This is a genomic window from Arthrobacter sp. Hor0625, assembly GCF_052567525.1.
Genome location: NZ_CP199586.1, coordinates 1,488,690 through 1,513,284, shown reverse-complemented (window position 1 = coordinate 1,513,284; position 24,595 = coordinate 1,488,690). Strand labels below are relative to the sequence as shown.

Sequence of the window (24,595 nt, the reverse complement as noted above, 5' to 3'; positions counted from 1 at the left end):
GCCCGGCGTAGTAACTGGGCGGGAGCGTCGCGACCGAGTCCTTGGTGGGCGCCCTCACGGACTGCTCAACGGGGCATGCGCGGCCTATGGAACTGGCCGCGCAAGTGAAGACCAGGCGTGCGTGCCTAGCCTGTCGGAGTCCTGTGCCACCATCCCGGCGCTGCGCTCCTACAGCTTGCGGGCCGGGCAACGTTGTAGGCGTGCTTGTTGGCCTTGGAGAGCTTCCGTTTCGCGTAGTAGCCCCCGGAAGCCCCGTCCGCTCCACCCGAGGTGGGGGAGGGTTCTCGTCATGCCGGCCGCTTGTGAGGGAGCGTCCGTGGGTTTGGGTGCCGGTTGTGAGGGAGGGTCCTGGTTCCGGTTATGGGTGGTTAAAGTGGGAGAGCCTCCAACCTGGTGGTTGGAGGCTCTCGACCTGAATGATGTTCCGGCGGTGACCTACTCTCCCACACCCTCCCGGGTGCAGTACCATCGGCGCTGTGGGTCTTAGCTTCCGGGTTCGGAATGGGACCGGGCGTTTCCCCCACGCTATGACCGCCGTAACCCTGTTACCCGACCCACCCTGTTGGGGGTGGTGGGAAATCTGTGTGGTTACAACATGTGGTGTTGTATTCAGTTGTTTTGGTTCCTTGCAACGTGCCCGTGGCGGGTTTGTTGGTTGGGAACCACATAGTGGACGCAAGCAGTCTTGTTCTCTTTTCTTCTCTCCTGGTGTGAACCTCTTTTGAAGGAACGGTTCACGGAGGGAAGGTGTGGTGTAAGTTATCGGCCTATTAGTACCGGTCAGCTTCACGAGTCGTTAGTCCTCGCTTCCACATCCGGCCTATCAACCCAGTGGTCTGGCTGGGGGCCTCTCACACACAAGGTGTATGGAAATCTCATCTCGAAGCGAGCTTCCCGCTTAGATGCTTTCAGCGGTTATCCCATCCGAACGTAGCTAATCAGCGGTGCACTTGGCAGTACAACTGACACACCAGAGGTTCGTCCGTCCCGGTCCTCTCGTACTAAGGACAGCCCTTCTCAAATTTCCTGCGCGCGCAGCGGATAGGGACCGAACTGTCTCACGACGTTCTAAACCCAGCTCGCGTACCGCTTTAATGGGCGAACAGCCCAACCCTTGGGACCTACTCCAGCCCCAGGATGCGACGAGCCGACATCGAGGTGCCAAACCATGCCGTCGATATGGACTCTTGGGCAAGATCAGCCTGTTATCCCCGAGGTACCTTTTATCCGTTGAGCGACGGCCATTCCACAATGTACCGCCGGATCACTAGTCCCGACTTTCGTCCCTGCTCGAGATGTCTCTCTCACAGTCAAGCTCCCTTGTGCACTTACACTCGACACCTGATTGCCAACCAGGCTGAGGGAACCTTTGGGCGCCTCCGTTACTTTTTAGGAGGCAACCGCCCCAGTTAAACTACCCATCAGGCACTGTCCCTGACCCGGATTACGGGCCGAAGTTAGATGTCCAAAGTGACCAGAGTGGTATTTCAACGATGACTCCACCCGGACTGGCGTCCGGGTTTCAACGTCTCCCACCTATCCTACACAAGCCACTCCGAACACCAATACCAAACTATAGTAAAGGTCTCGGGGTCTTTCCGTCCTGCTGCGCGTAACGAGCATCTTTACTCGTACTGCAATTTCGCCGAGTTTATGGTTGAGACAGCGGGGAAGTCGTTACTCCATTCGTGCAGGTCGGAACTTACCCGACAAGGAATTTCGCTACCTTAGGATGGTTATAGTTACCACCGCCGTTTACTGGGGCTTAAATTCTCAGCTTCGCCTTGCGGCTAACCGGTCCTCTTAACCTTCCAGCACCGGGCAGGAGTCAGTCCGTATACATCGTCTTGCGACTTCGCACGGACCTGTGTTTTTAGTAAACAGTCGCTTCCCCCTGGTCTCTGCGGCCCCTGCACGCTCCGGACAGCGTGTGTCCATCACGATAGGGGCCCCCCTTCTCCCGAAGTTACGGGGGCATTTTGCCGAGTTCCTTAACCATAATTCTCTCGATCGCCTTAGTATTCTCTACCTGATCACCTGTGTCGGTTTGGGGTACGGGCGGCTAAAACCTCGCGTCGATGCTTTTCTCGGCAGCATAGGATCACCGGATCCCCCCGTACGGGGGTCCCATCGGGTCTCAGGCTTCATGAACGGCGGATTTGCCTACCGTTCGCCCTACATCCTTAGACCGGGGCAACCATCGCCCGGCCCGGCTACCTTCCTGCGTCACACCTGTTAATACGCTTGCCTCCCAGGATCAGGTCCCGCGCTCCACCAAAACCCTTCACCCACAAGGGGTGTCGGGCAGGTCTCGGGCGGTTAGTATCCCCTGTTCAGCATGGGCGGTTTTTCGCCGGTACGGGAATATCAGCCCGTTGTCCATCGACTACGCCTGTCGGCCTCGCCTTAGGTCCCGACTTACCCAGGGCAGATTAGCTTGACCCTGGAACCCTTGATCATTCGGCGGACGGGTTTCTCACCCGTCTTTCGCTACTCATGCCTGCATTCTCACTCGTGTAGGCTCCACCGCTGGTTTCCACCGCGACTTCACTGCCCACACGACGCTCCCCTACCCATCCACACTCCTGAACCACGAAGGCTTGGATAAAATGTGAATGCCACAACTTCGGCGGTGTACTTGAGCCCCGCTACATTGTCGGCGCGGAATCACTTGACCAGTGAGCTATTACGCACTCTTTTAAGGATGGCTGCTTCTAAGCCAACCTCCTGGTTGTCTTCGCAACTCCACATCCTTTCCCACTTAGCACACGCTTAGGGGCCTTAGTTGGTGGTCTGGGCTGTTTCCCTCTCGACTATGAAGCTTATCCCCCACAGTCTCACTGCTGCGCTCTCACTTACCGGCATTCGGAGTTTGGCTGACGTCAGTAACCTTGTAGGGCCCATTAGCCATCCAGTAGCTCTACCTCCGGTAAGAAACACGCAACGCTGCACCTAAATGCATTTCGGGGAGAACCAGCTATCACGAAGTTTGATTGGCCTTTCACCCCTACCCACAGCTCATCCCCTCCATTTTCAACTGAAGTGGGTTCGGTCCTCCACGACGTCTTACCGTCGCTTCAACCTGGCCATGGGTAGATCACTTCGCTTCGGGTCTAGATCACGCCACTGCAACGCCCTGTTCAGACTCGCTTTCGCTACGGCTTCCCCACACGGGTTAACCTCGCGACGTAACACTAACTCGCAGGCTCATTCTTCAAAAGGCACGCCGTCACAACTACAAGGCTGCTCCGACGGATTGTAAGCACACGGTTTCAGGTACTGTTTCACTCCCCTCCCGGGGTACTTTTCACCTTTCCCTCACGGTACTGGTCCGCTATCGGTCATTAGGGAGTATTTAGGCTTATCAGGTGGTCCTGACAGATTCGCACGGGATTTCTCGGGCCCCGTGCTACTTGGGATACTTCCCAGGCGGCGTGACAGCATTACGGTTACGGGGCTCACACCCTCTCTGGCCGGCCTTTCAAGACCGTTCACCTATACCCACGCACTCACCTCACCAGTCCGGCAGAACTGGAACGGAAAGTCCCACAACCCCGACCATGCAACGCCCGCCGGCTATCACACATGGAACGGTTTAGCCTGATCCGCGTTCGCTCGCCACTACTAACGGAATCACTATTGTTTTCTCTTCCTGCGGGTACTGAGATGTTTCACTTCCCCGCGTTCCCTCCACGCACCCTATGTGTTCAGATGCGGGTCACCAGATCACTCGCGCGTCTGGCGGGGTTTCCCCATTCGGACACCCTGGGATCACAGTCCGGTTATCGACTCCCCCAGGCTTATCGCAGATTCCTACGTCCTTCTTCGGCTCCTAATGCCAAGGCATCCACCGTGTGCTCTTAAAAACTTGACCACAAAGATCAAGGAGTAATTTCGAGAAAACCATGGAAACCAACCCCACACCCCAAACGGGTGTGGAACCAGATCCAGGTTCAAATTTTCTTGGAAATTGCTTCTTATAAAAGATGCTCGCGTCCACTATGTAGTTCTCAAACAACAACCCCGTACCACACACCCCACACACCAGGCCCCCAAGGGAACCAACCAGTGCGCGACGCGTCGCAGCCGGGAAACCAGAAACACAAGCCCCACACCCCGCACCCCCTTCCCCGAGGGAAAGAAAAGCACAGGCCATGGTCCTGTTGTCTCAGGACCCAACAGTGTGCCAAACACGAAACCACCCATTCACCCGCCCGCACCGTTCCAGGACACCCGCCCCAAAAGGAGCGGTACGTGTCCGTACTGGGTGCCGGCAGAAAATCCGGCGGCCGCTATTTGCTGATATTCCACCCGTGAGCACCCGCCGCAGAACTTGCGTCTGCGCAACGGGCGTTACTCCTGACAACACCACCACACAAACACAGGCTTGGCGGGGTTGTTGTAGCTGCTCCTTAGAAAGGAGGTGATCCAGCCGCACCTTCCGGTACGGCTACCTTGTTACGACTTAGTCCCAATCGCCAGTCCCACCTTCGACAGCTCCCTCCCACAAGGGGTTAGGCCACCGGCTTCGGGTGTTACCAACTTTCGTGACTTGACGGGCGGTGTGTACAAGGCCCGGGAACGTATTCACCGCAGCGTTGCTGATCTGCGATTACTAGCGACTCCGACTTCATGGGGTCGAGTTGCAGACCCCAATCCGAACTGAGACCGGCTTTTTGGGATTAGCTCCACCTCACAGTATCGCAACCCTTTGTACCGGCCATTGTAGCATGCGTGAAGCCCAAGACATAAGGGGCATGATGATTTGACGTCGTCCCCACCTTCCTCCGAGTTGACCCCGGCAGTCTCCCATGAGTCCCCGCCATAACGCGCTGGCAACATGGAACGAGGGTTGCGCTCGTTGCGGGACTTAACCCAACATCTCACGACACGAGCTGACGACAACCATGCACCACCTGTAAACCGGCCACAAGTGGGGGACCTGTTTCCAGGTCTTACCGGTTCATGTCAAGCCTTGGTAAGGTTCTTCGCGTTGCATCGAATTAATCCGCATGCTCCGCCGCTTGTGCGGGCCCCCGTCAATTCCTTTGAGTTTTAGCCTTGCGGCCGTACTCCCCAGGCGGGGCACTTAATGCGTTAGCTACGGCGCGGAAAACGTGGAATGTCCCCCACACCTAGTGCCCAACGTTTACGGCATGGACTACCAGGGTATCTAATCCTGTTCGCTCCCCATGCTTTCGCTCCTCAGCGTCAGTTAATGCCCAGAGACCTGCCTTCGCCATCGGTGTTCCTCCTGATATCTGCGCATTTCACCGCTACACCAGGAATTCCAGTCTCCCCTACATCACTCTAGTCTGCCCGTACCCACCGCAGATCCGGAGTTGAGCCCCGGACTTTCACGGCAGACGCGACAAACCGCCTACGAGCTCTTTACGCCCAATAATTCCGGATAACGCTTGCGCCCTACGTATTACCGCGGCTGCTGGCACGTAGTTAGCCGGCGCTTCTTCTGCAGGTACCGTCACTTTCGCTTCTTCCCTACTGAAAGAGGTTTACAACCCGAAGGCCGTCATCCCTCACGCGGCGTCGCTGCATCAGGCTTCCGCCCATTGTGCAATATTCCCCACTGCTGCCTCCCGTAGGAGTCTGGGCCGTGTCTCAGTCCCAGTGTGGCCGGTCACCCTCTCAGGCCGGCTACCCGTCGTCGCCTTGGTGAGCCATTACCTCACCAACAAGCTGATAGGCCGCGAGTCCATCCAAAACCACAAAAGCTTTCCACCCCCCACCATGCGATGAGGAGTCATATCCGGTATTAGACCCAGTTTCCCAGGCTTATCCCAGAGTTAAGGGCAGGTTACTCACGTGTTACTCACCCGTTCGCCACTAATCCCCGGTGCAAGCACCGGATCATCGTTCGACTTGCATGTGTTAAGCACGCCGCCAGCGTTCATCCTGAGCCAGGATCAAACTCTCCGTTGAAAACAAACAGACACAACCAACAACCCCGGGAAAACGGGGAAAGAAGGCTGCACAAAATTTGAAACCAGCTGTAAAAACCATGCCATCCACGGGGGTGGACAACACAGCCAAAACAACCAATCAATAAAACAATTGGTATCAACAAACTTGGCACACTATTGAGTTCTCAAACAACAGACACACCCGGCACCACCACAACCCCTCAAGGGTCCCGGCTCGCTCCGGAGCAACTTTTCAAACTTACCCGGTTTCGAACCGCTTCGCAAACCGGCGTTCCCGCCAATTTTCAAAGCAACGAAAGGGTCCCCACCCAAAACCGGCGCGCAATAATCCGCGCCATTTTCCAGGCTGTTCATCAGGGGGTCGGTCGCCATCTTTCCGCTTCAGCGGCGGCGACTCGAATAACTTTACACACCCCCACGACCCCACGCAAATCCGCCCCCAACCGCTCCCCCGGGCCGCGAAAACCTTGAAAATCCGCGGGATTGGGGCCCGGCGCCATCTCCCGGCGTCGTGCTGGCGCCGTCGGTGGCAGCTGTGGGCTCGGTCACGGCGCCAACCCCGGTTGCGGGCACCCTCCCGGTGGCCCGCCAGGACGCGGCAGCACCCGCACGCTCCCACTCGAAAGCAGCTCCAGCGGATCCCGGCGGTTAAAAGCAAAGAGGGCCGGCAACCAAATGGTTGCCGGCCCTCTTTCAAGCCACTGGCTTCAGGGGTGCTGAATTACCAGGAAGACTTCGTGATGCCCGGGAGCTCACCGCGGTGAGCCATGTCGCGGAAGCGAACACGGGAGATACCGAACTTCTGGAACGTACCGCGGGGGCGGCCGTCGATGATGTCGCGGTTGCGGAGGCGGACCGGGGAAGCGTTGCGGGGAAGCTTCTGCAGGCCGAGGCGTGCAGCTTCGCGGGCTTCGTCGGTTGAGTTGGGGTCAACCAGGGCCTTCTTCAGTTCGAGGCGCTTTGCAGCGTAGCGCTCGACGATGACTTTACGCTGTTCGTTCTTCGCGATCATTGACTTCTTAGCCATGTGCTTAGCGCTCCTCTCGGAATTCGACGTGCTGGCGGATCTTGGGATCGTACTTCCGCAGGACCATGCGGTCCGGGTCGTTACGACGGTTCTTGCGCGTCACGTAGGTGTAACCCGTGCCCGCGGTCGACTTGAGCTTGATGATCGGACGTACGTCCTTGTCCTTTGCCACTAGAGCTTCACTCCTCGTGCCAGGATGTCGGCGACGACAACGTCGATGCCGCGCACGTCGATGGTCTTGATGCCACGTGCAGAGACCTGCAGGGTGACATTACGGCGCAGGGACGGAACCCAGTAGCGCTTCTTCTGGATGTTCGGGTCGAACCGGCGCTTGTTGCGGCGGTGCGAGTGCGAAATGCTGTGTCCAAAGCCCGGCTCGGCTCCGGTCACCTGGCAGTGTGCTGCCATGACGACTCTCCTCGTAAATAAATTGGAACGGCAGCGGAGTTCCCGCATCGCCGTGCGGCAGGCGACGTCCGCATCCGGCTCCCACGAGCTATTCCGCAGCAGCCGATCCAGGACCGGCCGCAATCTTCATTGCGAAAATGTTGTGGGTGCTGGCACGGCGCGGGGTTTCCAGAGGAGACCACTGCGAGTGCCGGGATGCCGGGCGAATACAGGAGTGTCCGCAACTTGAGCCCCTAACTACCGGCCACCGGGACGGACTGTTTTCACAGGATTTCCCGACAACCGGAGCAATTGCGCCCACTCCGCGCCACCTAGCGCCTACCAAGTCTACGAGCTTGGCGAATTAAAGACCAATCCGTCCCTTCCCGGGGTATAAGCGCCGTCGCGGAACGGGCCGCCAAGTCACACCAGCGGCGTAGTGCATTCACAGCAAAATGAAGGCCCGGGGGCGGACTCTGGTGCCATGAACACGACATCCCGGACAGCGCAGCAGCCTCAGCTCCGGCGGGCGCCGCCCGCCGCGAACCCCTTTGCGGGGCAGCACCGGCGGCGGCTGCGCAGGGCGGACCTTCTTACCGTGGTCGCCTGGGCATCGGTGGCGGCCGCCGTCGCGTTGTGGCTGGCCGACGGCGGAGCGTCGGGTTTCGCCACCGCTGCCGGCGCCTTCACGGCAGCGGGGATCGTCGCCGGGCTTGCCGGCATGGACCTGGTGCTGCTCATGCTGCTGCTGGCCGCACGGCTCCCGGTCATCGACGCCACCGTGGGCCACGACCGGGCCCTGGAATTCCACCGCAAGCTCGGGAAGCCCTCGCTGTACCTGCTGCTCGCCCACGGCGTGCTGCTCGCAATCGGTTACGGCCTGGCCGAGGGACTAAATCCGGTCAGCGAGGCAGTGTCCCTGTGGGTGCTGGTCCCCGACATGTGGCTGGCCTTCGTTTCACTGGCGCTGTTTGTCGCCGTCGTCGTGACCTCGTTGGTGGCGGTGCGCCGCCGTTTCCCCTACGAGTTCTGGTACGGCGTCCACCTGCTGACCTACGCCGCGGTGCTGACGTCCCTGCCGCACCAGTTCAGTGTCGGCGGGCTGTTCGCAGCGGGCACCTGGCAGCGCTGGTACTGGCTGGCCGTCTGCATCGCCACCGGCGCCGCGCTCCTGCACTACCGGGTCCTGGAGCCGGTCGTCGCCACCTTCCGGCACGGGCTGAGGGTCAGCCGGGTGGTGGCGGCCGGGCACGGTGCGGTCAGCATCGAGATGACGGGACGGCACGTCGATGAACTGGCCGGCAGCGGCGGACGGTTTTTCATCTGGCGCTTCCTCGCCCCCGGGCAGTGGTGGCATCCGCATCCGTTCAGCCTCTCGGCGGAACCGGCGCAGATGGACGCCGACGGCGGCGGGCGGCTGCGGATCACCGTCCGGAACCTGGGGCGGGGGTCCGCCAGCCTGGCGCGGCTCAGGACCGGCACACGGGTGGCCGTGGAGGGACCCTACGGCGTCTTCAGCACCGCGGCCCGCAGCCGGAGGCACATGGTGATGGTCGGCGCCGGCATCGGCATCACCCCTCTCCGCGCCCTCCTGGAGCGCACCCCTTTTGCCCCCGGGGACGCGACCGTGATCCTCCGGGGCCATGACAGCTCAGGCCTCTACCTGGCTGACGAAATCCTCGATCTCTGCCAGCGCCGGGGCGCGGCCCTGTTCCATCTGACCGGCCGCCGTCCTCCCGGCGTGGACACCTGGCAGCCGGAGGCCGAAGCCCGGGCCGGTTACCGGCTGGCCAGCTACGCGCCGAGGCTGGCCGACGCCGACGTCTACGTGTGCGGCCCCGCCGGCTGGGCGCGGAATGTCCTCGAGGACGCGCGCCGGGCCGGGGTGCGGGAAGAACAACTCCACTACGAAAGGTTCGACTGGTGAGAATTCGCGCAGCAGTTTCAGCAACACTGGCCTCGGCCGGCATCCTGCTGGCCGGCTGGCAATCCGGAGCGCACGTCGCGGGCACGGCCGGCGCCGCCGGCTCCCCGTCCGGGACCACCGGGCCGGGGGCCGGGGCAGCCGGCCCGGGAACCACCGGGACCGCCGGCGGATCCGTGTCCTCAGGGTCGGCGGGCTCCTCCGGCGCTGCCGGGTCGGCAGCGAAGGCCGGGGGAACCTTTGCCGGTGACGTCGTCCAGACCCGGTTCGGTCCCGTTCAGGTGCAGATCACCGTCAGCGGCGGCACCATCTCGGACGTCACCGCCCTTCAGCTGACCGACGACGGCGGCAGATCGGTGCAGATCAGCAACTACGCCGCGCCCCTGTTGCGTGCCGAGGTGCTCCAGGCGCAGTCGGCCAACGTGCAGACCATCGGGGGAGCCACCGTCACGAGCGATGCCTACCTGACCTCGCTCCAGGCAGCCCTAGATGCAGCCCACCTCTGAGCTGGACCGGCCGGCGCTCAAGGCCAAAGTCTTCCGCTGCATGGGCACGGTCATCAGCCTCACCGTCCCCGCCGGACGCGGTTCCTGGACCGCCGCGGACGATGCCAACCTGGGCAACGCGGCCGCCGCCGTCGAGCGCCTGTTCGCGGCGCTCGACGCCCGCTTCAGCCTGTACCGGACCAGGTCGGAGGCCAGCCGGCTGGCCCGCGGAGAACTGACCCTGCGGCGGACCTCCCGGGAATTCCGGGACCGCTACGCCGACGCCGCCCGCTGGCGGATCCTGACCGGGGGCGCCTTCACGCCGGAGCGCCCGGACGGGACCCCTGACCTGTCCGGCCTGGTGAAGGGATTCGCCGTCCAGCAAGCCGGTACCGCGCTGCAGTCACTGGGGCTGCGCGACTGGTGTCTGAACGCCGGCGGCGACATCCTGGTCTCCGGCTCGCCGATCCCGGGCAGCCGGGCGTCGTGGCAGGCCGGAATCGTCGACCCGCTGGACCGCGGCTCCCTGATCGCCGCCTACCCCCTGGGCGGCAGCACGGTGACCGGCGCACTCGCCACCTCCGGCTCCGCCGAACGCGGCGACCACATCTGGGTCCTCGGCGCCGGCGCCAGTGAGTTCCGCCAGGTGTCCGTGGCCGCGGCGGACATCGTGACCGCGGACGTGCTGGCGACGGCCATCGTGGCCGGCGGCCTGCCCATGCTCAACCGGGCAACCAGCACCTGGGCGGTCGAGGTCCTCGCCATCCGGCGCGACGGCGGGCTCCTGGCGACGGCGGGCTTCCGGGCCTAGAAGCCGCGGCCCGAACCAGGGCAGTTCGGCTAGGGGGCGGCCGGGGGCAGGGCGTTCGACGCCGCGACACCGGCGTACCAGCGTCCGCTGGCCTTCGGTGTGCGGCGCTGCGTGTCGTAGTCCACCCGGACAAGGCCGAAGCGCTGGTGGTAGCCGAAGGCCCACTCGAAGTTGTCCAGCAGGGACCAGGCGAAATAGCCGCGGACGTCGACGCCGTCCGCCAGCGACTGGCGTACCGCGTCGAGGTGGTCCGCGAAGAACGCCAGCCGCGCCTGGTCGTCCACGAATCCGGCATCGTCCGGCACGTCGTCGAAGGCGGCGCCGTTCTCCGTGATGTAGATCGGGACCCCGGCCGGGCCGGTGTAATCGCGGTGCACCCGGTTCAGGAGCCGGCGCAGGCCCTCGGGCTGGATCTCCCAGCCCATCCCGGTGACCGGCAGCCCGCGCGGGACCTGCCGGACGCCATCGGCCGCGACATAGGGCGAGGCCGCATCCGAGGCCGCATCCCCGTCCGCCGCGGAGGCTCCTGAAGGCCCGGCAGTGAAGGCGTCGCCGTGGTAGTAGTTGACGCCCAGCAGGTCCAACGGCTGCGCGATGACCGCCAGGTCCCCGGGCCGTACGACGTCGGCCATCCCCAGGTGAGCGACGTCCGCGAGCACGTCGGCCGGGTATTCGCCGCGGAACAGCGGGTCCAGGAAGAGCCGGTTCGCCTGGCCGTCGACTCGACGCGCAGCGTCGCGGTCCTCGTCCCGGCCTGGATCCGCCGGATCCGCCACCGTGAGGTTCAGCGTGATGCCAAGTGCCGCCTCGGGATCGCGCCCGCGCAGCGCCCGGACGGCCAGCCCGTGGCCCAGCAGCAAATGGTGGACGGACGCAAGCGCCGCGGCCGGGTCGCGCCGGCCCGGAGCATGGATGCCGGCGGCATAGCCCAGGAACGCGGAGACCCAGGGCTCGTTAAGCGTGGTCCAGAACCGCACCCGGTCGCCGAGTGCCTCATGCATCAGGGCGGCGTAGTCGGCAAAGCGTTCGGCGGTTTCCCGCACCGCCCAGCCGCCGCGCTCCTCCAGCGCCTGCGGCAGGTCCCAGTGGTACAGCGTCACCCACGGCGTGATGCCGGCGTCGAGCAGCTGGTCGACCAGCCGGGAGTAGAACGCGATGCCCTCGGGGTTGGGGGTCACACCGTCGGGCATGCAGCGGGCCCACGAGATGGAGAAGCGGTAGGCGGCAAGGTTCAGTTCCTGCATCAGGCGCACATCCCCCGCCGTGCGGTGGTAGTGGTCGCAGGCGACGTCGCCGTTGTGGCCGTCCGCCACGGCGCCGGGGACGCGGCAGAAGACGTCCCAGATGGAGTCCCCGCGGCCTCCCTCGTGGGCAGCGCCCTCAATCTGGTAGGCCGCGGTCGCGGCTCCCCACAGGAAGCCGGCAGGGAAGGTGCGGGGGGTGCTGTTCATCCTGATGCTGCTCCTTGGCTGGGGGCTGGAGGGCGTGCGTTAGAGGCGGGTGAGCGACGGGTACCGCGGCGAGAGGCCGTCGCCGGAGGACTTCCCGGTGACCCGGCGCACCACCCACGGACCGGCGAATTCGCGCACCCAACGGGCGTTCGCCCGCAGCGCGTCGGTCCGGCTGAGCTCCGGGACCGGCGTCATAGGCGGCACGTCGATCGAATGGTCGTGCTCGAGCACGGTGAGGACCCGCTTGGCCATATTGGCGTGGCCGGCGGCGGACATGTGCATCCGGTCGGTGTCCCACATGCCCCAGTCGTAGTATTCGCTGAAGCGCCAATAGTCCACGAGGAGCGCGCCGTGGTCGCCGGCAATACCGCGCACGAGTTCGTTGTAGATCGCGGTCCGGCCGCGCATGGTGCCGAAGACTTTGGAACCGCGCGCATCGAAGCCGGTGAACATCACCACCGTGGCGCCGGTGGCCGTCAGGGTGCGGATAGCGGCGTCGTAGTCGACCAAGAGGTCGTCGATGTCGATCCGGGGACGGAGGATGTCGTTCGCGCCGGCGTAGATGGTCACCAGCGTGGGTTTAAGCGCGACGGCGGCGTCCACCTGTTCGGCCAGGATCTGGCGGAGCTTGCGTCCCCGGATGGCGAGATTGGCGTAGCCGAAGCCCGGGTCCGCGGCGCCCAGCTGCTCCGCCACCCGGTCCGCCCAGCCCCGCACGCCGTTGGGGCGGGCCGGATCGGCGTCGCCCACGCCTTCCGTGAAGGAGTCTCCGAGGGCAACGTAGCGGGCAGTGAATTCCATTCGCCCAGTCTGCCATCCGTTGCCGGGGGCAACCAAGGACCTTCCCGGGCGGAGCCGGTCAGGCGGGCGGGAGCTTGTTCTCGCGCAGGATCCAGTGGTTGGCGTCCAGGCGCGAGACGATTTTCTCCCCGATGCGGGCGAGGTCGGCGACGTCGGCCGGGTCGAGGGCATCCAGGAACAGGGTCCGGACCCCCTCGACGTGTGCCGGGGCCAGGCCCTCAATGGTGGCCATGCCGGCGTCCGTCAGGTGGGCGGTGGTAACCCGGGCGTCCCCCGGGTGCGGCTGCCGCTCCACCCATCCGCGGTTCTGCAGCTTGGTCACCACGTGCGAGAGCCGGGACAGGGAGGCGCTGGTCCGGGCCGCGAGTTCACTCATCGGCAGGTACCGCCCCTCCGCCTCCGAGAGCATGGCCAGGACGTTGTAGTCGAACAGGGACAGCTTCCCGGCGGCGTGCAGCTGCGTGTCCAACGCGGCGGGCAGCAGGGTGTTGATGCTCAGCTGGGCCAGCCAGGCCCGGCGTTCGTCGGCGTTGAGCCAGCGCGGTTCGGTCATGGCTCCATTCTAGGAGGGTCGATGCTTGACGATTCAACTTCAGGGCCTTTCGGACAACACTTTCACGGGCCGAACCAGGCTGTAGGCTGGCGCCATGTACGTTGTGTCCCTGACCTACAAGGTGCCCGAAGAAATCGTCGACTTCCACCTTCCGGCCCACGTCGCCTGGCTGCAGGATGCCTTCGACCGGGGGGTGTTCATGGTGGCGGGCCGCAAGATTCCCCGCACCGGCGGGCTGCTGCTCTCCAACGCGGACCGCGCGGACCTCGATGCTGCCCTGGCCCAGGACCCCTTCTACGTCAACGGCGTCGCGGAGTTCGACGTCGAGGAATTCCACGCCAGCCGGGTCGCCCCCGGGTACGAGAACCTGCTGGACAGCTAGGGCAGGAGTTTTTTCAGGCCGCCTTTGGCCGGGACCCGTACGGGCTCGGGCCAGCGCGGACCGAGCCGGTCCCCCAACGTGACCCCGCGCAGCTTGCGGCCGAACAGGGGAAGCACCCAGTCGTGCACCCAGCGCCGCTGCCGCCGTTCCCAGTCGCGCAGTCCGAGACGGGCCGGTGGCTCCCACTCCTTCGGGCTGATGGTGTGCTGCACGCCCAGCTGGTCCAGGACCTGCGCCGCGAGGTACTTGTGGCCGGCCTTGGACATGTGCAGCCGGTCGGTGTCCCACATCCGCGGGTCGTGGAACGCGTCGAAACACCAGTAGTCCACCAGCACCGCCCCGTACCAGGCTGCCAGCTCCCGGACCCGCCGGTTGTACAGCGTATTGCGCCGCTTGAGCGGCTCGAGCAGCACGGAGACCTTGACGTCGAAGCCGGTGAACAGCACGACCGTGGCGCCGCTGGCGGCCAGCGCCGCCACGAGGTGCTCGTAGTCATCCATCAGGTCCTCGATGTCCGTACCGAAGTCCAGGATGTCGTTCCCGCCGGCGTAGAGCGTCACCAGGGTCGGGTCCATCGCCAGCGCCGGTTCGAGCTGCTCCGCGATGATGTGGCGAAGCCGCTTGCTCCGGATCGCGAGGTTCGCGTACTCCCACCCCGGTTCCGCTTTCGCCAGCTGCTCCGCCACCCGGTCCGCCCAGCCGCGCACACCGTTGGGCAGCCGTTTGCTGCGGTCCCCCACGCCTTCGGTGAAGGAATCGCCGAGGGCGACGTAGACGCGCCGGCCGCCGGGACGCGGGGTCAGGAGCTTCTCGGCCATGGCGCCACGGTAGCGGGCGTATCCGACGCCGGGGTGAACAGGCGGGTCACATCAGGTGACCGGAGAGCCGCCTAGAGTTCTGCCCTGCCCTGCCGCCAGTAGCCCATGAACGCGACCTGTTTCCGGTCGATCCCCACCTCACGCACTAGGTACCGGCGCATCTCCTTGACCATCCCCGCTTCACCGGCGATCCAGGCGTAGAACGGCAGGGCGCCCGCGGGCTTGTCCGGATTCCTGCTGGCGCCGATCGCCGCCGCGTCCATTCGGGCGGGAGTTTCCCACAGGATGTCACGGTCCACGTTGACGTCCTCGGGCTCGGGGCCGGCGGCCGGCTCAGGGTCCGCGCGAAGCCCCACCCAGCCCGGGAGGGTGACGGCGGCGCGGACCGCGTCCTGAAGCAGTTCACCGTGCGGACGCGACCGGCCGATCGCCGCACCGCGCGCCAGCCAGGTGATCTCGATGTCGGCGGCTGTCGTGATGCCCTGGAAGTCTCCGGCTTCCGGTACCTCCAGGATGGCGTGGCCGCTCACGTACGAAGGCAGGCTCTCAAGGATGGCGCTGATGGCGGGGACGGCCGTCTCGTCACCGGCCAGCAGGACCCGCTGGGCCAGTCCCGGACGCCATTCGATCCCGGAGTAGGTTCCGGCCGTGACACAGTGCGCGGCCCGGTTGTTGGGCCCGATCAGGGTCAGGGTGTCCCCCGGCTTGGCGTGGAGGGCCCAGTTGGCCGCCGGACCGCCGTGGCCGGCATCGTCAAAGTGCAAAACGAAGTCGACGTCGAGTTCCGGGTAGACGGCGTCGAGGCGCTCCTGGCGCACGGTGTAGGTTCGCATGGAGCCGCGGGTCTGCGGATCCATGGCCAGCCATTCGCGGTACCAGCCGGTCTCCTCCATCCGGAACTCCGGCAACGGCAGCTCGGTGCCGTCCGGTGCCAGGGAGGGGATCATCAGTTTTATGCGCAGGTCGAGGGTGCTGCCGTGGACACCGAAGTTCCGCAGCGAATAGCCGCCCAGCGTAACGCGCCGGAAGTTGGGGCCGAGCTGCTGGACGGCCGTGACCTGGACTTCGAACGCGAGGGTGATGGGTTCTGTGGCGAGCTGGGGCCCGGGAGCGGCCAGGGCAGGTTCCGTGGCGGGTTTTCTAGCAGTCATGGGACCAGCTCCAGGGTGGTGGTTTGCGGGGATTCGGCGTGGTGGCGGCCCCGGGGGATGATCAGGGGTGCGCCGGACACAGGGTCGGGGAGCACCCGGGACTCCAGTCCGAACACGTCGCGGACCAGTTCCTCGGTGACGACCGTCCGCGAGGTTCCCTCGGCAACTATTCGTCCGCTCTTCATGGCGATGATGTGGTCCGCGTACCTCGCGGCAAGGTTGAGGTCGTGCAGCACGATTACCACGGTGGTACCGCGCTGCCGGTTGAGGTCGGTGATGAGGTCCAGGACCTCCACCTGGTGGGTGAGGTCCAGATACGTGGTGGGCTCATCCAGCAGCAGCACGCCGGTTTCCTGCGCCAGGGCCATCGCGATCCACACCCGCTGCCGCTGTCCGCCGGAGAGTTCGTCCACGTTCCGCCCGGCAAGTTCCAGCGTTTCGGTGGCGGCCATGGCCTGCTGCACGGCCCGCTCGTCCTCCTTCGAGCCGCCTGCCGGCCGGGACCGGAAAAATCCCTGGTGCGGGTAGCGGCCTCGGCCCACGAGGTCCCCGACGGTGATGCCGTCCGGCGCCGTGGGATGCTGCGGGAGCAGGCCCAGGATGCGGGCCACCTCGCGGGCCGGCCGGCTGTGGATGTCCCTGCCGTCCAGGGTGACGGTGCCGGCCGCGGGCTTGAGCAGCCGGGCCAGCCCCCGAAGCAGGGTCGATTTGCCGCAGGCGTTGGCGCCGACAATCATGGTCACCTTGCCCTCGGGGATGTCCGCACTGAGGTCCTCGATCACCACCCGCTGATCGTATTTGAGCTTCAATCCAGAGGTCTGAAGGGTTGCCATCTCAGGCGTCCTTTCGATTGGAGGCGACGAGCAGCCAGAGCAGGAACGGGGCGCCGAGGGCACCCGTGATAACACCGACCGGAAGTACTGTTCCGTCCAGCACGAGCGGTGCGATGTTGGCCGCGACGTAGTCGGCGGCCAGGACAATCAGCACGCCGGTCAGGGCCGACGCCGGCAGGCTGGCCTTGCCGGCGAAGCGGCGCGCGATCGGTCCGGCGAGGAAAGCGACGAACGCCACCGGCCCGGCTGCCGCCGTCGCCGCTGCCGCGAGTCCGACGGCGGTGACCACGATGGCCAGCCGGGCAGTCCCCACCCGGACACCGAGGCCCGCGGCTGTGTCGTCGCCCAGTTCAAGAATGCGCAGCGGTCCGGCGAGGAGCCCGACCGCGGGGATCAGCAGCAGCAGTGCGATGCCAAGGACCCCGGCCCGGTCCCAGTTCGCGGAGTTCAGCGAGCCGTTGAGCCACACCAAGACGTCGGCTGCGGTGCGGATATCCGCCCTGGTGAGCAGGAAGCTGACCACGGCATGGAGCGCCGCGGCGATGCCCACGCCGGCCAGGATCAGCCGGCTGCCGGCGGCATCGCCCCGTTGCCCGCCGGACCCGAGCGAGCCGCTGCGCGAGATGGCGTAAATGAGGGTGGCCACGCCTAGGGCGCCGGCGAAGGCGGCTCCCGAAACAGCTGCCCCGGTGGCGCCGAAGACGACGATCGCCGTCACTGCCGCCGCGCTGGCGCCGTAGCTGATACCGATCACGTCCGGGCTGGCCAGGGGGTTGCGGAGCATGGTCTGGAAAAGTGCACCGGACAGCCCGAACGCGGCGCCGATCAGTGTTCCCACGACGGCGCGCGGCAGCTTGTGCTCCATCACGATGAAGCTGGCGCCGGGGATCTTCTCCCCGCCGGTGATATGTGCGCCCAGGATCCGGAAGAAGTCGGGGATGGTGACGGTGTAGCTGCCCAGGAGCACGCTGGCGGCGAAGAGCGCCACGACGGCAAAGGCCAGCACGCCCGTCCTGCCGGGCACGGCCTGGCCGAGCACGGACCCGCGAGTTGGCAGATCACGCCAATGTTTGCGCGGAACACTGCCGCGAAGTGCCGGCTCGGCGGCGGATTCCGGCCGGGTCTGCGGGGCGAGGGTCTTCACAGCCCGGCCTCCTTGCCGCGCCGGACCAGCCAGACGAACACCGGGGCGCCGATGAGTGCGGTCATGATCCCGGCCGGGACCTCGCCCGGGAGCAGGATGACACGCCCGGCAACGTCGGAGGCCAGCAGCAGGGCCGGCGCGAGGACCAGCGAGAAGGGCAGGATCCAGCGGTAGTCGGGGCCCGTGAGGAAGCGGACGGTATGCGGAATGATGAGTCCGACGAAGCCGATCGGGCCGGCAAGGGCGGTGGCTGATCCGCAGAGCAGGACGATGCCGAGTGCGGTACCGCCGCGGACCAGGCCCACCCGCTGGCCGAGCCCGCGCGCGACGTCGTCGCCGAGCGCGAGGTTGTTGAGGATCCGGCCCGTGGCGAGCACTATCGCGGCGCCCAGCAGGAGGAACGGCAGGGCCGGGAGGATCACGGACCAGTCGCGGCCGGCGATTCCTCCGACCTGCCAGAAGCGGAAACGGTCCAGGGTGTCCCGGCTTGACACCAGGATGACGTTCATGAGGGAAAAGAGCCCGGCGCTGAGGGCAGCGCCGGCGAGGGCGAGCTTCACCGGCGTCGCGCCGTCCCGGCCGAGCGAGGCGACCAGGTAGACCAGCACGGCGGCGGCTGCGGCGCCCAGGAACGCGAACCAGATGTATCCGCTCAGCGAGGCCACGCCGAAGACGTAGATGCCGGTGACGACGGCCAGCGAGGCGCCGGCGTTGATGCCGATAATGCCAGGGTCCGCGAGGGGATTGCGGGCAACGCCCTGCATGGCAGCCCCGGCGAGCCCGAGGGCGCCCCCGGCCAGCAGGCCCAGGACCGTGCGCGGAATGCGGGCGTGGACCACGGCGTGGTCACCGTTGGCGGGATCGAACTGCGTCAGCGCCAGCCAGACAGTCTCCAGGAACAGTCCCCGGGCCCCGATGGCGAGCGACGCCGCGGTCACGAGAGCAAGGACGACGACGGCGGCCAGCAGCCAGGCTGCACGGTGCCCCCGGGCAGGGAAGACACCGGTGGTGCGGGTCTCCGGTGCAGGTCCGGTGGCTGCGGGGGCCGCCGTCGTCATCAAAGGGCTCATGGAGTGGTGGCTACTTCGCTGCTTTGTCCGCTGCCCCGGCGAGGCGCGGCAGGAAGGTGTCCAGGGACCACGGCAGGCTCAGCGGTGAGGATGCGGAGATGGACAGCGTGAGGGTGTTGTCCGAGTCCGCCACGAGCGCGCCGGTCTTGACGGCAGGGATCTGCGCCATGAGTGGGTCGGCCTGGACGGCCTTCGCTGCGGCGGCATCGGCGACCCAAGTCACGAAGATGTCCGATTCGAGTTCGTTCGCCTTCTCGGCGGACCAGGGGATGTAGAACTCCTTGGATCCCTTGGAGTTCTCGTCCACCACGGAGGCCTGCTTCATGCCGATAGAGCTGAGGAACCGGGGACGGTTGTCGCTGGCGGTGTAGAGGCCGATTTTCTCGGTGGCTGCAGGATCCAGGTTGCCGTAGATGAAGGTCTTGCCCGACAGTTGCGGGTACTTGGAGGCTTTGTCCTGGATGGTGGCCTCGGTGTCGGCGACCAGCTTGGCGGCTTCGGTTTCCTTACCGAGGGCCTTGCCGATGATGGTGGTCGATTCCTGCCAGGAGGTTCCGTAGGCCACGTCGGGATGGGCCACCACGGGGGCGATTTCGCTGAGCTTCTTGTAGTCCTCCGCGGTGAGGCCGGAATAGGCGCCCAGGATGACGTCCGGGTTGAGCTTGGCGATCTCGGTGAAGTTGACGCCGTCGGCCTCGGAGAACTGGGCGGGGGCCTTCTCGGTTCCGAAGCCGGCGCCGAGCTTCTCCAGTGCGGCGTCCTTCCAGGGGGTTGATCCCTTGTCGTTACCGCCCCATTCGTTCTTTGGGACACCGACCGGAACCACCCCGAGGGCAATTGCCACGTCGTCATTGACCCAGGAAACGGTGACAACCCGCTGCGGCTGTTCGGCGATGGTTGTCTCGCCAAACGCGTGCTTGAGGGTGACCGGGAACTCGGAGCTGGCCGACTGGCTTGGGGACTCTGCCGCGGTGGAGCCGACCGGGCCGGTGGAGCAAGCGGTCAGCGAAAGGGCGACGGCGGCCAGCAACGCCGCGGCCCGCAGGGTTGTCCGGCGGACAGGGCGGCGCCGGAGGCGGCGGGACGTCCGGCCGGCGGGCTCGGTGGCAGGGGAATGGTCGGCGGGCTCGGCGGCAGGGGAATGGTCGGCGGGGGCCACGGGATCTCCTTAGGTGAGTGAAGCAAACCTAAGTAAGGCTAGCCTACCCCCGGAGTAATTACGCAAGATCTATGTAACTTAATTATCTCGATCGGCGCGCTGGGCGCCCGGCTCGCCCGGGAACTGGACAGGTCTCGCCCGGGTTTGCGAGGATGAGCCGCGGACCAGGCGCAGCGGCGCCGGTCCGGAATCGTTCTTCACGGAACAAGGACCGAGCAAGGGGAGTGAGCATGCGCATCGCAACGATGACTGCTGCCACGGTCAGCGGGGTGGCCGTTCTGGCCTGCTGCGCGGCAGCGGCGACGCCAGCCCTTTCCTGCCGGCCGGGCGCCAACGCGGCCTGATTCGGCCGGAGCCCTCCCCACCGGAGTTCCGTGGCTGGCAGATCCCTGCCCTCTTCACCCCTGGCGCGCTGTCCGGCCACCAGAGGTTCCACACGATTCCGAAAGCTTTCGCCATGCAAAATCTCTCCGCCCAGCAGATCCGCTCTTCCTTTATCAACGCGAGCCGCTCCGAAGCCGCCAAGCTGACCCTGCCCAAGAACTTCGACAGCCTGGACTGGGACAGCCTCGACTTCCTCGGGTGGCGCGACGGCAAGATGCCGCTGCGCGGCTATCTGGTGCTTCCCGGCGTCGAGGGGCCCGTCGGCATCATGCTTCGCGCCCCCGAGGGCGGAGCCAAGAAGAACCGCGCGGTGCTCTGCGAACTGTGCCGCGACATCCATTCCAAGGACGACGTGCTGCTCTGGGTGGCCAAGCGGGCCGGCCAGTCGGGCCGCAACGGCAACACCGTGGGCACGTTGATCTGTGCGGACTTCGGCTGCTGCCGCAACGTGCGCGTGGCGCCCCCGGTCAACGACATCAACCCGGACCCGGAGGCGGCCGTCGCCCGCCAGGTCGCGGGCCTGACCGCCCGGTCAGCGCAGTTCATGGACCGCGTCCGCGGCGCCTGACGGTACCTGCGCGCCCGGGTTGCCCGGGCGCGCAGGCGTCAGCGCAGGACGATGTCCACCGGGTTCGCTTCGGAGCGCCAGGCGCCCTCCGCGCCGGGTTCCGGCACGATCACCGGCGCGGTCAGCACGCCGGAGCGGTTGGTGCGCTTGTCCCGCAGGATCTCGGTGACGGACCCGAGGTGGCGGGAGAGGTCGATGACGTTTTCCGGTGCGGCCAGCAGCAGCTGGAAGCCGAACTCGTGCAGCGCCTTGATGCCGGCGCCGGCGAATTCCTCCGAGGCCAGCACGAAGGCCTCGTCCATCATCACGGTGCCGTACGTGGTGAAGCCCTGCTCGGCAATGCCCAGCTGGTAACTCAGCGCCGCGGCCATGATGAAGGCGGTGAAACGCTGCCGCTCACCGCCGGACATGGAGCCGGTGTCCGCATGCATGAAGACCTCGGTCTTCTTCCTGCCGCCGCTCTTGGCCGCTTTAGGCCCTTGGACCTCGCGGTGCTCTTTGCACTGGATGAAGAGGTGTCCGCGGACGTCCAGCACCTCGGCACGCCAGCGCCGGTCTTCGGGTGACTGGGACCCGAGCCGCTTCACGAGCGTTTCCAGCGACTTGTAGCGGCTGGTGAGTTCGGCGTCGTCGTCCGCGCCGGCGGCACCGGCAACGGCGGACTTGCCCGGCCGCGCGTGGCGGACCTTCAGCGCGTTCTGGATGGCGTCCTTGAACTGCTTGGCCGTTGCCGGCAGGGTCTGCTTGATGTCCAGTTCCAGGAAGCTGCCTTCGTGGAAATTAACCTCGGACAGGATCCCGTTGAGCGGCAGGATCCGGCTGGTGATGGAGCGGCGTTCCTCGTCCAGCAGGTGCAGCAGGGTGGAAAAGGACTCGTGCGTGCGCTGGTTGAAGAACTGTCGGAACTCGGCCTCCTGCGCGGGGAGCCCGTCGCTGACGATCGCGTGGTAGCGGGCCTCGAACTCGCCCGCGGCACCGATGGACGTGCCGTGGTCCGCCGAGATCGCCGAGCCCCAGTCGCGGACGAAGCCCTCAAAGATGCGGGTAAGCCGCTCCGCGGTGGCCTGGCCGCGGGATTCGGCCGTGTGCAGCTCGGCCAGCAACCGGGTCCGGACCTGGTTGGCGAGGTTGTCCAGTTCGTGCATTTCCAGCACGTCGCCAAGATCCGTGAAGTACGGTTCGAGCGCGGTGACGGTGGCCTCCGACGGCGGCTGCTGGGCAACGCGCCGCCTGGCGGCCTCCAGCAGGGCGTCCGCGGCCGTGAGCTGGGAGTCCAGGGCCTTGTACTCGCTCTGCAGGACGGCGGCCGCTTCTGTGCTGGACTGGTGCTTTTGCCGGGCGGCCTCGATGTTGGCGCGCAGTGGTTCGAGGTCGGCCTGGGCGGCGAGCGCGTCGGCGAGCCGGGTCTCGATCCGGGCGAGTTCGTCGGCGGCGACGGCCGCGGACACCTGTTCCCAGGTCCGGTGGTCGTCGGCCACGCGGCGCAGCGCCTCCAGCTGGCGGGCCATGCCCTGGTGCGACTCCTCGCGGCTTTGGGCCAGCTCGGCGGCCTTGGCGAGTTCCTGCTGCAGGTCCTCGACCTGGGCCGCGACGAGTTCAAGCTTGGCGGCATTGTCGAAGCCGAGCACGTAGTCGTGCCGGGAGGTGAACCGGTCGTCCTTCTCCACGGTGTGCCGGTTGCGTTTGACCACGCCGCCCAGGCTCAGGCCCTTGTCCAGGCCCGCGAGTTCGTCCGGGTCCTCGACGCAGGGGTAGGCGAAGTCCAGTGCGATCCGTTCCCGCACCCACTCCCCCGCTTCGGTGGCCGGGCCGGATGCGAGGATATCCAGCTTGGCCAGCAGCTCGCCGTCGGCAGCGTCCTGCACCGCCAGCGCCCCGCCGGCCAGCGGCTTTGAGACGTCGACCGCGCGCAGGGCGCCGCGGACGGAATGGTCGTTGAGGTAGCGGGTGACGGCGGCGAAGTGCTCGCCCGGGACCAGCAGGGTGGTGGCGAGGCTGCGCAGCGCACGCTCGGCGGCCGGGCGCCACTGTTCCTGCCCCTCGGCGAGGTCAATCAGTTCACCGGCGAACGGCATGCGCTCTTCCGGCACCCCGGTGGCGGCGGCGATGGCGCTGCGGTTCTCGATGCTCGACGGCGGCAGCAGGGACTTGCGGGTCTGCAGTGAGAGGAGCTCCTGCTGGGCGGCGGCAAGCTCCCGCTTCCTGGCGGCGTGGCCGTCGAAGGCCTCGAAGCGCAGTTCCTTGAGCGCCTCCGAGTCGTCCTTGAGCTCGGCCGAGCGTGCCGCGGCGTGCTCGTGCGCCTGTTCCCAGCCGGCGGCGGTCCATTCGAGCTCCAGGCCGGCGTCGGTCAGCGCCTTGCGCGCGGTGTCCTCGACCTGCTGGCGGAGCTTGAGGCCCACCCGGGCGTTCTCCAGCGCTTGTTCGATCGCGGAGATCGCGTTGCCGCCCTGATTGTTGTAGTCCGCCTCGAGCTGCCGCAGGTCCTTGGCCAGGCCGTCGCGGACCCCGCGTTCGGCGCTGAGTTCCTTGGCTTTCGCCTGGGCCAGGGCCTTGATGCGCTCGAGGGTCTTCTCGTGGACGCCGACGGCGAGCTGCTGCTTGTACGCCTCGAACTCCTCCCCGGCCAGGTCCCGGAGCCGGTTCGCGTCCAGCAGCGACTGGGCATACTCCTTGTTCAGCGCCGGAACCGGGGCGAGCTGGTCCCGCTGCTGCCGGACGTCTTCCAACCGCTGCCGGATGGACATCAGGTTGCTGAATTCCTCGACGACGTCGTCCGCCGCGGCCAGCGTGGCGGGGGCGTCCAGGACCTGGTCGCGGAAGAAGGTGTTGACGCTGCCGCCCAGGCCCTTGCCGGCCTGGATCACGCGCAGCAGCGGCAGCGCCTGGTCCGAGGTGATGCCCAGCAGGCGGCGGAACCGCTCGGCGAAGGCCTTGTGGACGTCGAAGATCTGGGCGTCGGGGAAGATCGTTTCGAGGGCCGACTTCGTGAAGCGCTTATCGGCGATGCCCTCCAAGGCGGCCAGGTCCAGCGGTTTGTTGTCGATCAGGTAGAAGCGCCCGACGCTGGACTCGGTGCCGTTCTTCGGCAGGTCGAACAGCGCCGAGATGGTCACCCGGGTGCCGGCGGCGTTGTCGAAGGTCAGGGCGACGGCGGACCAGGTCGCCCCCGGGCGCTGGAAGGCGCTGGCCGACCCGTCGCCGACGGCCTTGTCCCCCACCTTGCCGCGCATGTAGGTGAAGGTCGTCCGCTTGTCCTCGACCGCCCCGCCGGCCCGCTGGGCGGCCGCCTCGTTGGAACGCGGCCGGGCGTCGAAGACCCGCAGCATCGCGTCGAACAGCGTGGACTTGCCGACGCCGGAATTACCGGTCAGCAGCGTGCCGTTGCGGTCCACGTGCATCGTGTGGGCGCCGTGGAACGTCCCCCAGTTGACCACCTGGACCAGGGCGAGCCGCATCTGGCCCGGGTTCGTTGCCTCACCGAGCGGGAGCATGGTTGCGATGCTCATTCTGCTGCCTCCTCTGCGGTGTGGTTGCCTACCGGTGCGTCTCCGTGGTCACCATGCGCGGCGTCACTGTGGTCACCTTCCGCGGCGCCACCGGCGACATGCTCTGCATGCTCGCTCGTTCCTCGCTTAGACGCATGCTGCCGCATGCCCCCGGCGTCGTCGCTGCTGTCAGTCACCGTTTCTGCGGTATCGGTGGTTT

At 66.0% G+C, this 24,595-nt stretch carries 18 protein-coding genes and 3 rRNA genes; 5 read left to right on the top strand and 16 right to left on the bottom strand.

Annotated elements, in window-relative coordinates; translation table 11 throughout:
* Positions 1-422 precede the first annotated feature (422 nt).
* The 6 genes from rrf to rpmB all read right to left on the bottom strand — a co-directional run bounded on the left by rrf (position 423) and on the right by rpmB (position 7,377).
* Positions 423-539 (bottom strand): 5S ribosomal RNA (gene rrf / locus ACTWLI_RS06920).
* Positions 540-749: 210 nt separating this feature from the next.
* A 23S ribosomal RNA gene (locus ACTWLI_RS06915) occupies positions 750-3,874 on the bottom strand.
* Positions 3,875-4,416: 542 nt separating this feature from the next.
* Positions 4,417-5,940 (bottom strand): 16S ribosomal RNA (locus ACTWLI_RS06910).
* The 16S, 23S and 5S rRNA genes sit together here, the layout of an rRNA operon.
* 723 nt (positions 5,941-6,663) lie before the next feature.
* A complete protein-coding gene (gene rpsN, locus ACTWLI_RS06905; RefSeq protein ID WP_043485315.1) occupies positions 6,664-6,969 on the bottom strand; it encodes a 30S ribosomal protein S14 in 306 nt (101 codons plus the stop codon).
* 4 nt (positions 6,970-6,973) lie between these two features.
* Positions 6,974-7,141 (bottom strand): 50S ribosomal protein L33, encoded by a 168-nt coding sequence (gene rpmG, locus ACTWLI_RS06900; RefSeq protein WP_056737121.1) that lies wholly within the window; start codon positions 7,139-7,141, stop codon positions 6,974-6,976.
* On the bottom strand, positions 7,141-7,377 hold the full coding sequence (gene rpmB / locus ACTWLI_RS06895; RefSeq protein ID WP_056737118.1) for a 50S ribosomal protein L28: 237 nt from the start codon (positions 7,375-7,377) through the stop codon (positions 7,141-7,143). The genes rpmG and rpmB overlap by 1 nt, the downstream gene beginning before the upstream one ends.
* A gap of 463 nt (positions 7,378-7,840) precedes the next feature.
* Here rpmB and ACTWLI_RS06890 point away from each other — a divergent pair, with 463 nt between their 5' ends.
* From ACTWLI_RS06890 to ACTWLI_RS06880, 3 genes are read left to right on the top strand one after another with little or no spacing between them, the layout of a single operon-like run.
* Complete coding sequence (locus tag ACTWLI_RS06890) at positions 7,841-9,283, top strand: ferredoxin reductase family protein (RefSeq protein WP_445155898.1); 1,443 nt, start codon at positions 7,841-7,843, stop codon at positions 9,281-9,283.
* Positions 9,280-9,786: an FMN-binding protein gene (locus ACTWLI_RS06885; RefSeq protein ID WP_445155897.1), complete on the top strand. Its 507-nt coding sequence runs from the start codon at positions 9,280-9,282 to the stop codon at positions 9,784-9,786. Before ACTWLI_RS06890 ends, ACTWLI_RS06885 begins: the two co-directional genes overlap by 4 nt.
* Entirely contained in the window at positions 9,770-10,576 is an 807-nt protein-coding gene (locus ACTWLI_RS06880) for an FAD:protein FMN transferase (RefSeq protein WP_445155896.1), read from the top strand. Before ACTWLI_RS06885 ends, ACTWLI_RS06880 begins: the two co-directional genes overlap by 17 nt.
* Before the next feature lie 29 nt (positions 10,577-10,605).
* Here ACTWLI_RS06880 and ACTWLI_RS06875 read toward each other — a convergent pair whose 3' ends face one another.
* Genes ACTWLI_RS06875 through ACTWLI_RS06865 form a run of 3 tightly spaced genes read right to left on the bottom strand, consistent with a single transcriptional unit; the run spans position 10,606 to position 13,381 of the window.
* A complete protein-coding gene (locus ACTWLI_RS06875; protein WP_445155895.1) occupies positions 10,606-12,027 on the bottom strand; it encodes a GH1 family beta-glucosidase in 1,422 nt (473 codons plus the stop codon).
* A 39-nt stretch (positions 12,028-12,066) separates the two neighbouring features.
* Complete coding sequence (locus ACTWLI_RS06870) at positions 12,067-12,828, bottom strand: SGNH/GDSL hydrolase family protein (RefSeq protein WP_445155894.1); 762 nt, start codon at positions 12,826-12,828, stop codon at positions 12,067-12,069.
* A 58-nt stretch (positions 12,829-12,886) separates the two neighbouring features.
* Positions 12,887-13,381, bottom strand: coding sequence for a MarR family winged helix-turn-helix transcriptional regulator (locus tag ACTWLI_RS06865; protein WP_056737108.1), 495 nt, complete (start codon positions 13,379-13,381; stop codon positions 12,887-12,889).
* 94 nt (positions 13,382-13,475) lie between these two features.
* Between ACTWLI_RS06865 and ACTWLI_RS06860 the strand changes: the two genes are divergently transcribed.
* On the top strand, positions 13,476-13,763 hold the full coding sequence (locus tag ACTWLI_RS06860; protein WP_445155893.1) for a YciI family protein: 288 nt from the start codon (positions 13,476-13,478) through the stop codon (positions 13,761-13,763).
* On the opposite strand, the gene ACTWLI_RS06855 is transcribed toward ACTWLI_RS06860, so the two are convergent.
* The 6 genes from ACTWLI_RS06855 to ACTWLI_RS06830 form a co-directional block, all read right to left on the bottom strand.
* Positions 13,760-14,581 (bottom strand): SGNH/GDSL hydrolase family protein, encoded by an 822-nt coding sequence (locus ACTWLI_RS06855; RefSeq protein WP_445155892.1) that lies wholly within the window; start codon positions 14,579-14,581, stop codon positions 13,760-13,762. The two genes, ACTWLI_RS06860 and ACTWLI_RS06855, sit on opposite strands and share 4 nt — an antisense overlap.
* A 71-nt stretch (positions 14,582-14,652) precedes the next feature.
* Positions 14,653-15,732 (bottom strand): siderophore-interacting protein, encoded by a 1,080-nt coding sequence (locus tag ACTWLI_RS06850; RefSeq protein WP_445155891.1) that lies wholly within the window; start codon positions 15,730-15,732, stop codon positions 14,653-14,655.
* Complete coding sequence (locus ACTWLI_RS06845) at positions 15,729-16,565, bottom strand: ABC transporter ATP-binding protein (RefSeq protein ID WP_445155890.1); 837 nt, start codon at positions 16,563-16,565, stop codon at positions 15,729-15,731. Before ACTWLI_RS06845 ends, ACTWLI_RS06850 begins: the two co-directional genes overlap by 4 nt.
* Before the next feature lies 1 nt (position 16,566).
* Positions 16,567-17,622 (bottom strand): FecCD family ABC transporter permease, encoded by a 1,056-nt coding sequence (locus ACTWLI_RS06840; protein ID WP_445156141.1) that lies wholly within the window; start codon positions 17,620-17,622, stop codon positions 16,567-16,569.
* An 83-nt stretch (positions 17,623-17,705) separates the two neighbouring features.
* Positions 17,706-18,779: a FecCD family ABC transporter permease gene (locus ACTWLI_RS06835; RefSeq protein WP_445155889.1), complete on the bottom strand. Its 1,074-nt coding sequence runs from the start codon at positions 18,777-18,779 to the stop codon at positions 17,706-17,708.
* Between the two features lie 10 nt (positions 18,780-18,789).
* Positions 18,790-19,824 (bottom strand): iron-siderophore ABC transporter substrate-binding protein, encoded by a 1,035-nt coding sequence (locus tag ACTWLI_RS06830; protein WP_445156140.1) that lies wholly within the window; start codon positions 19,822-19,824, stop codon positions 18,790-18,792.
* 571 nt (positions 19,825-20,395) lie between these two features.
* On the opposite strand from ACTWLI_RS06830, the gene ACTWLI_RS06825 reads away from it, so the two are divergent.
* On the top strand, positions 20,396-20,890 hold the full coding sequence (locus ACTWLI_RS06825; protein WP_445155888.1) for an FBP domain-containing protein: 495 nt from the start codon (positions 20,396-20,398) through the stop codon (positions 20,888-20,890).
* A 38-nt stretch (positions 20,891-20,928) separates the two neighbouring features.
* On the opposite strand, the gene ACTWLI_RS06820 is transcribed toward ACTWLI_RS06825, so the two are convergent.
* Positions 20,929-24,396, bottom strand: a complete 3,468-nt coding sequence (locus ACTWLI_RS06820) for an ATP-binding protein (RefSeq protein ID WP_445155887.1) — start codon at positions 24,394-24,396, stop codon at positions 20,929-20,931.
* Between the last annotated feature and the right edge of the window lie 199 nt (positions 24,397-24,595).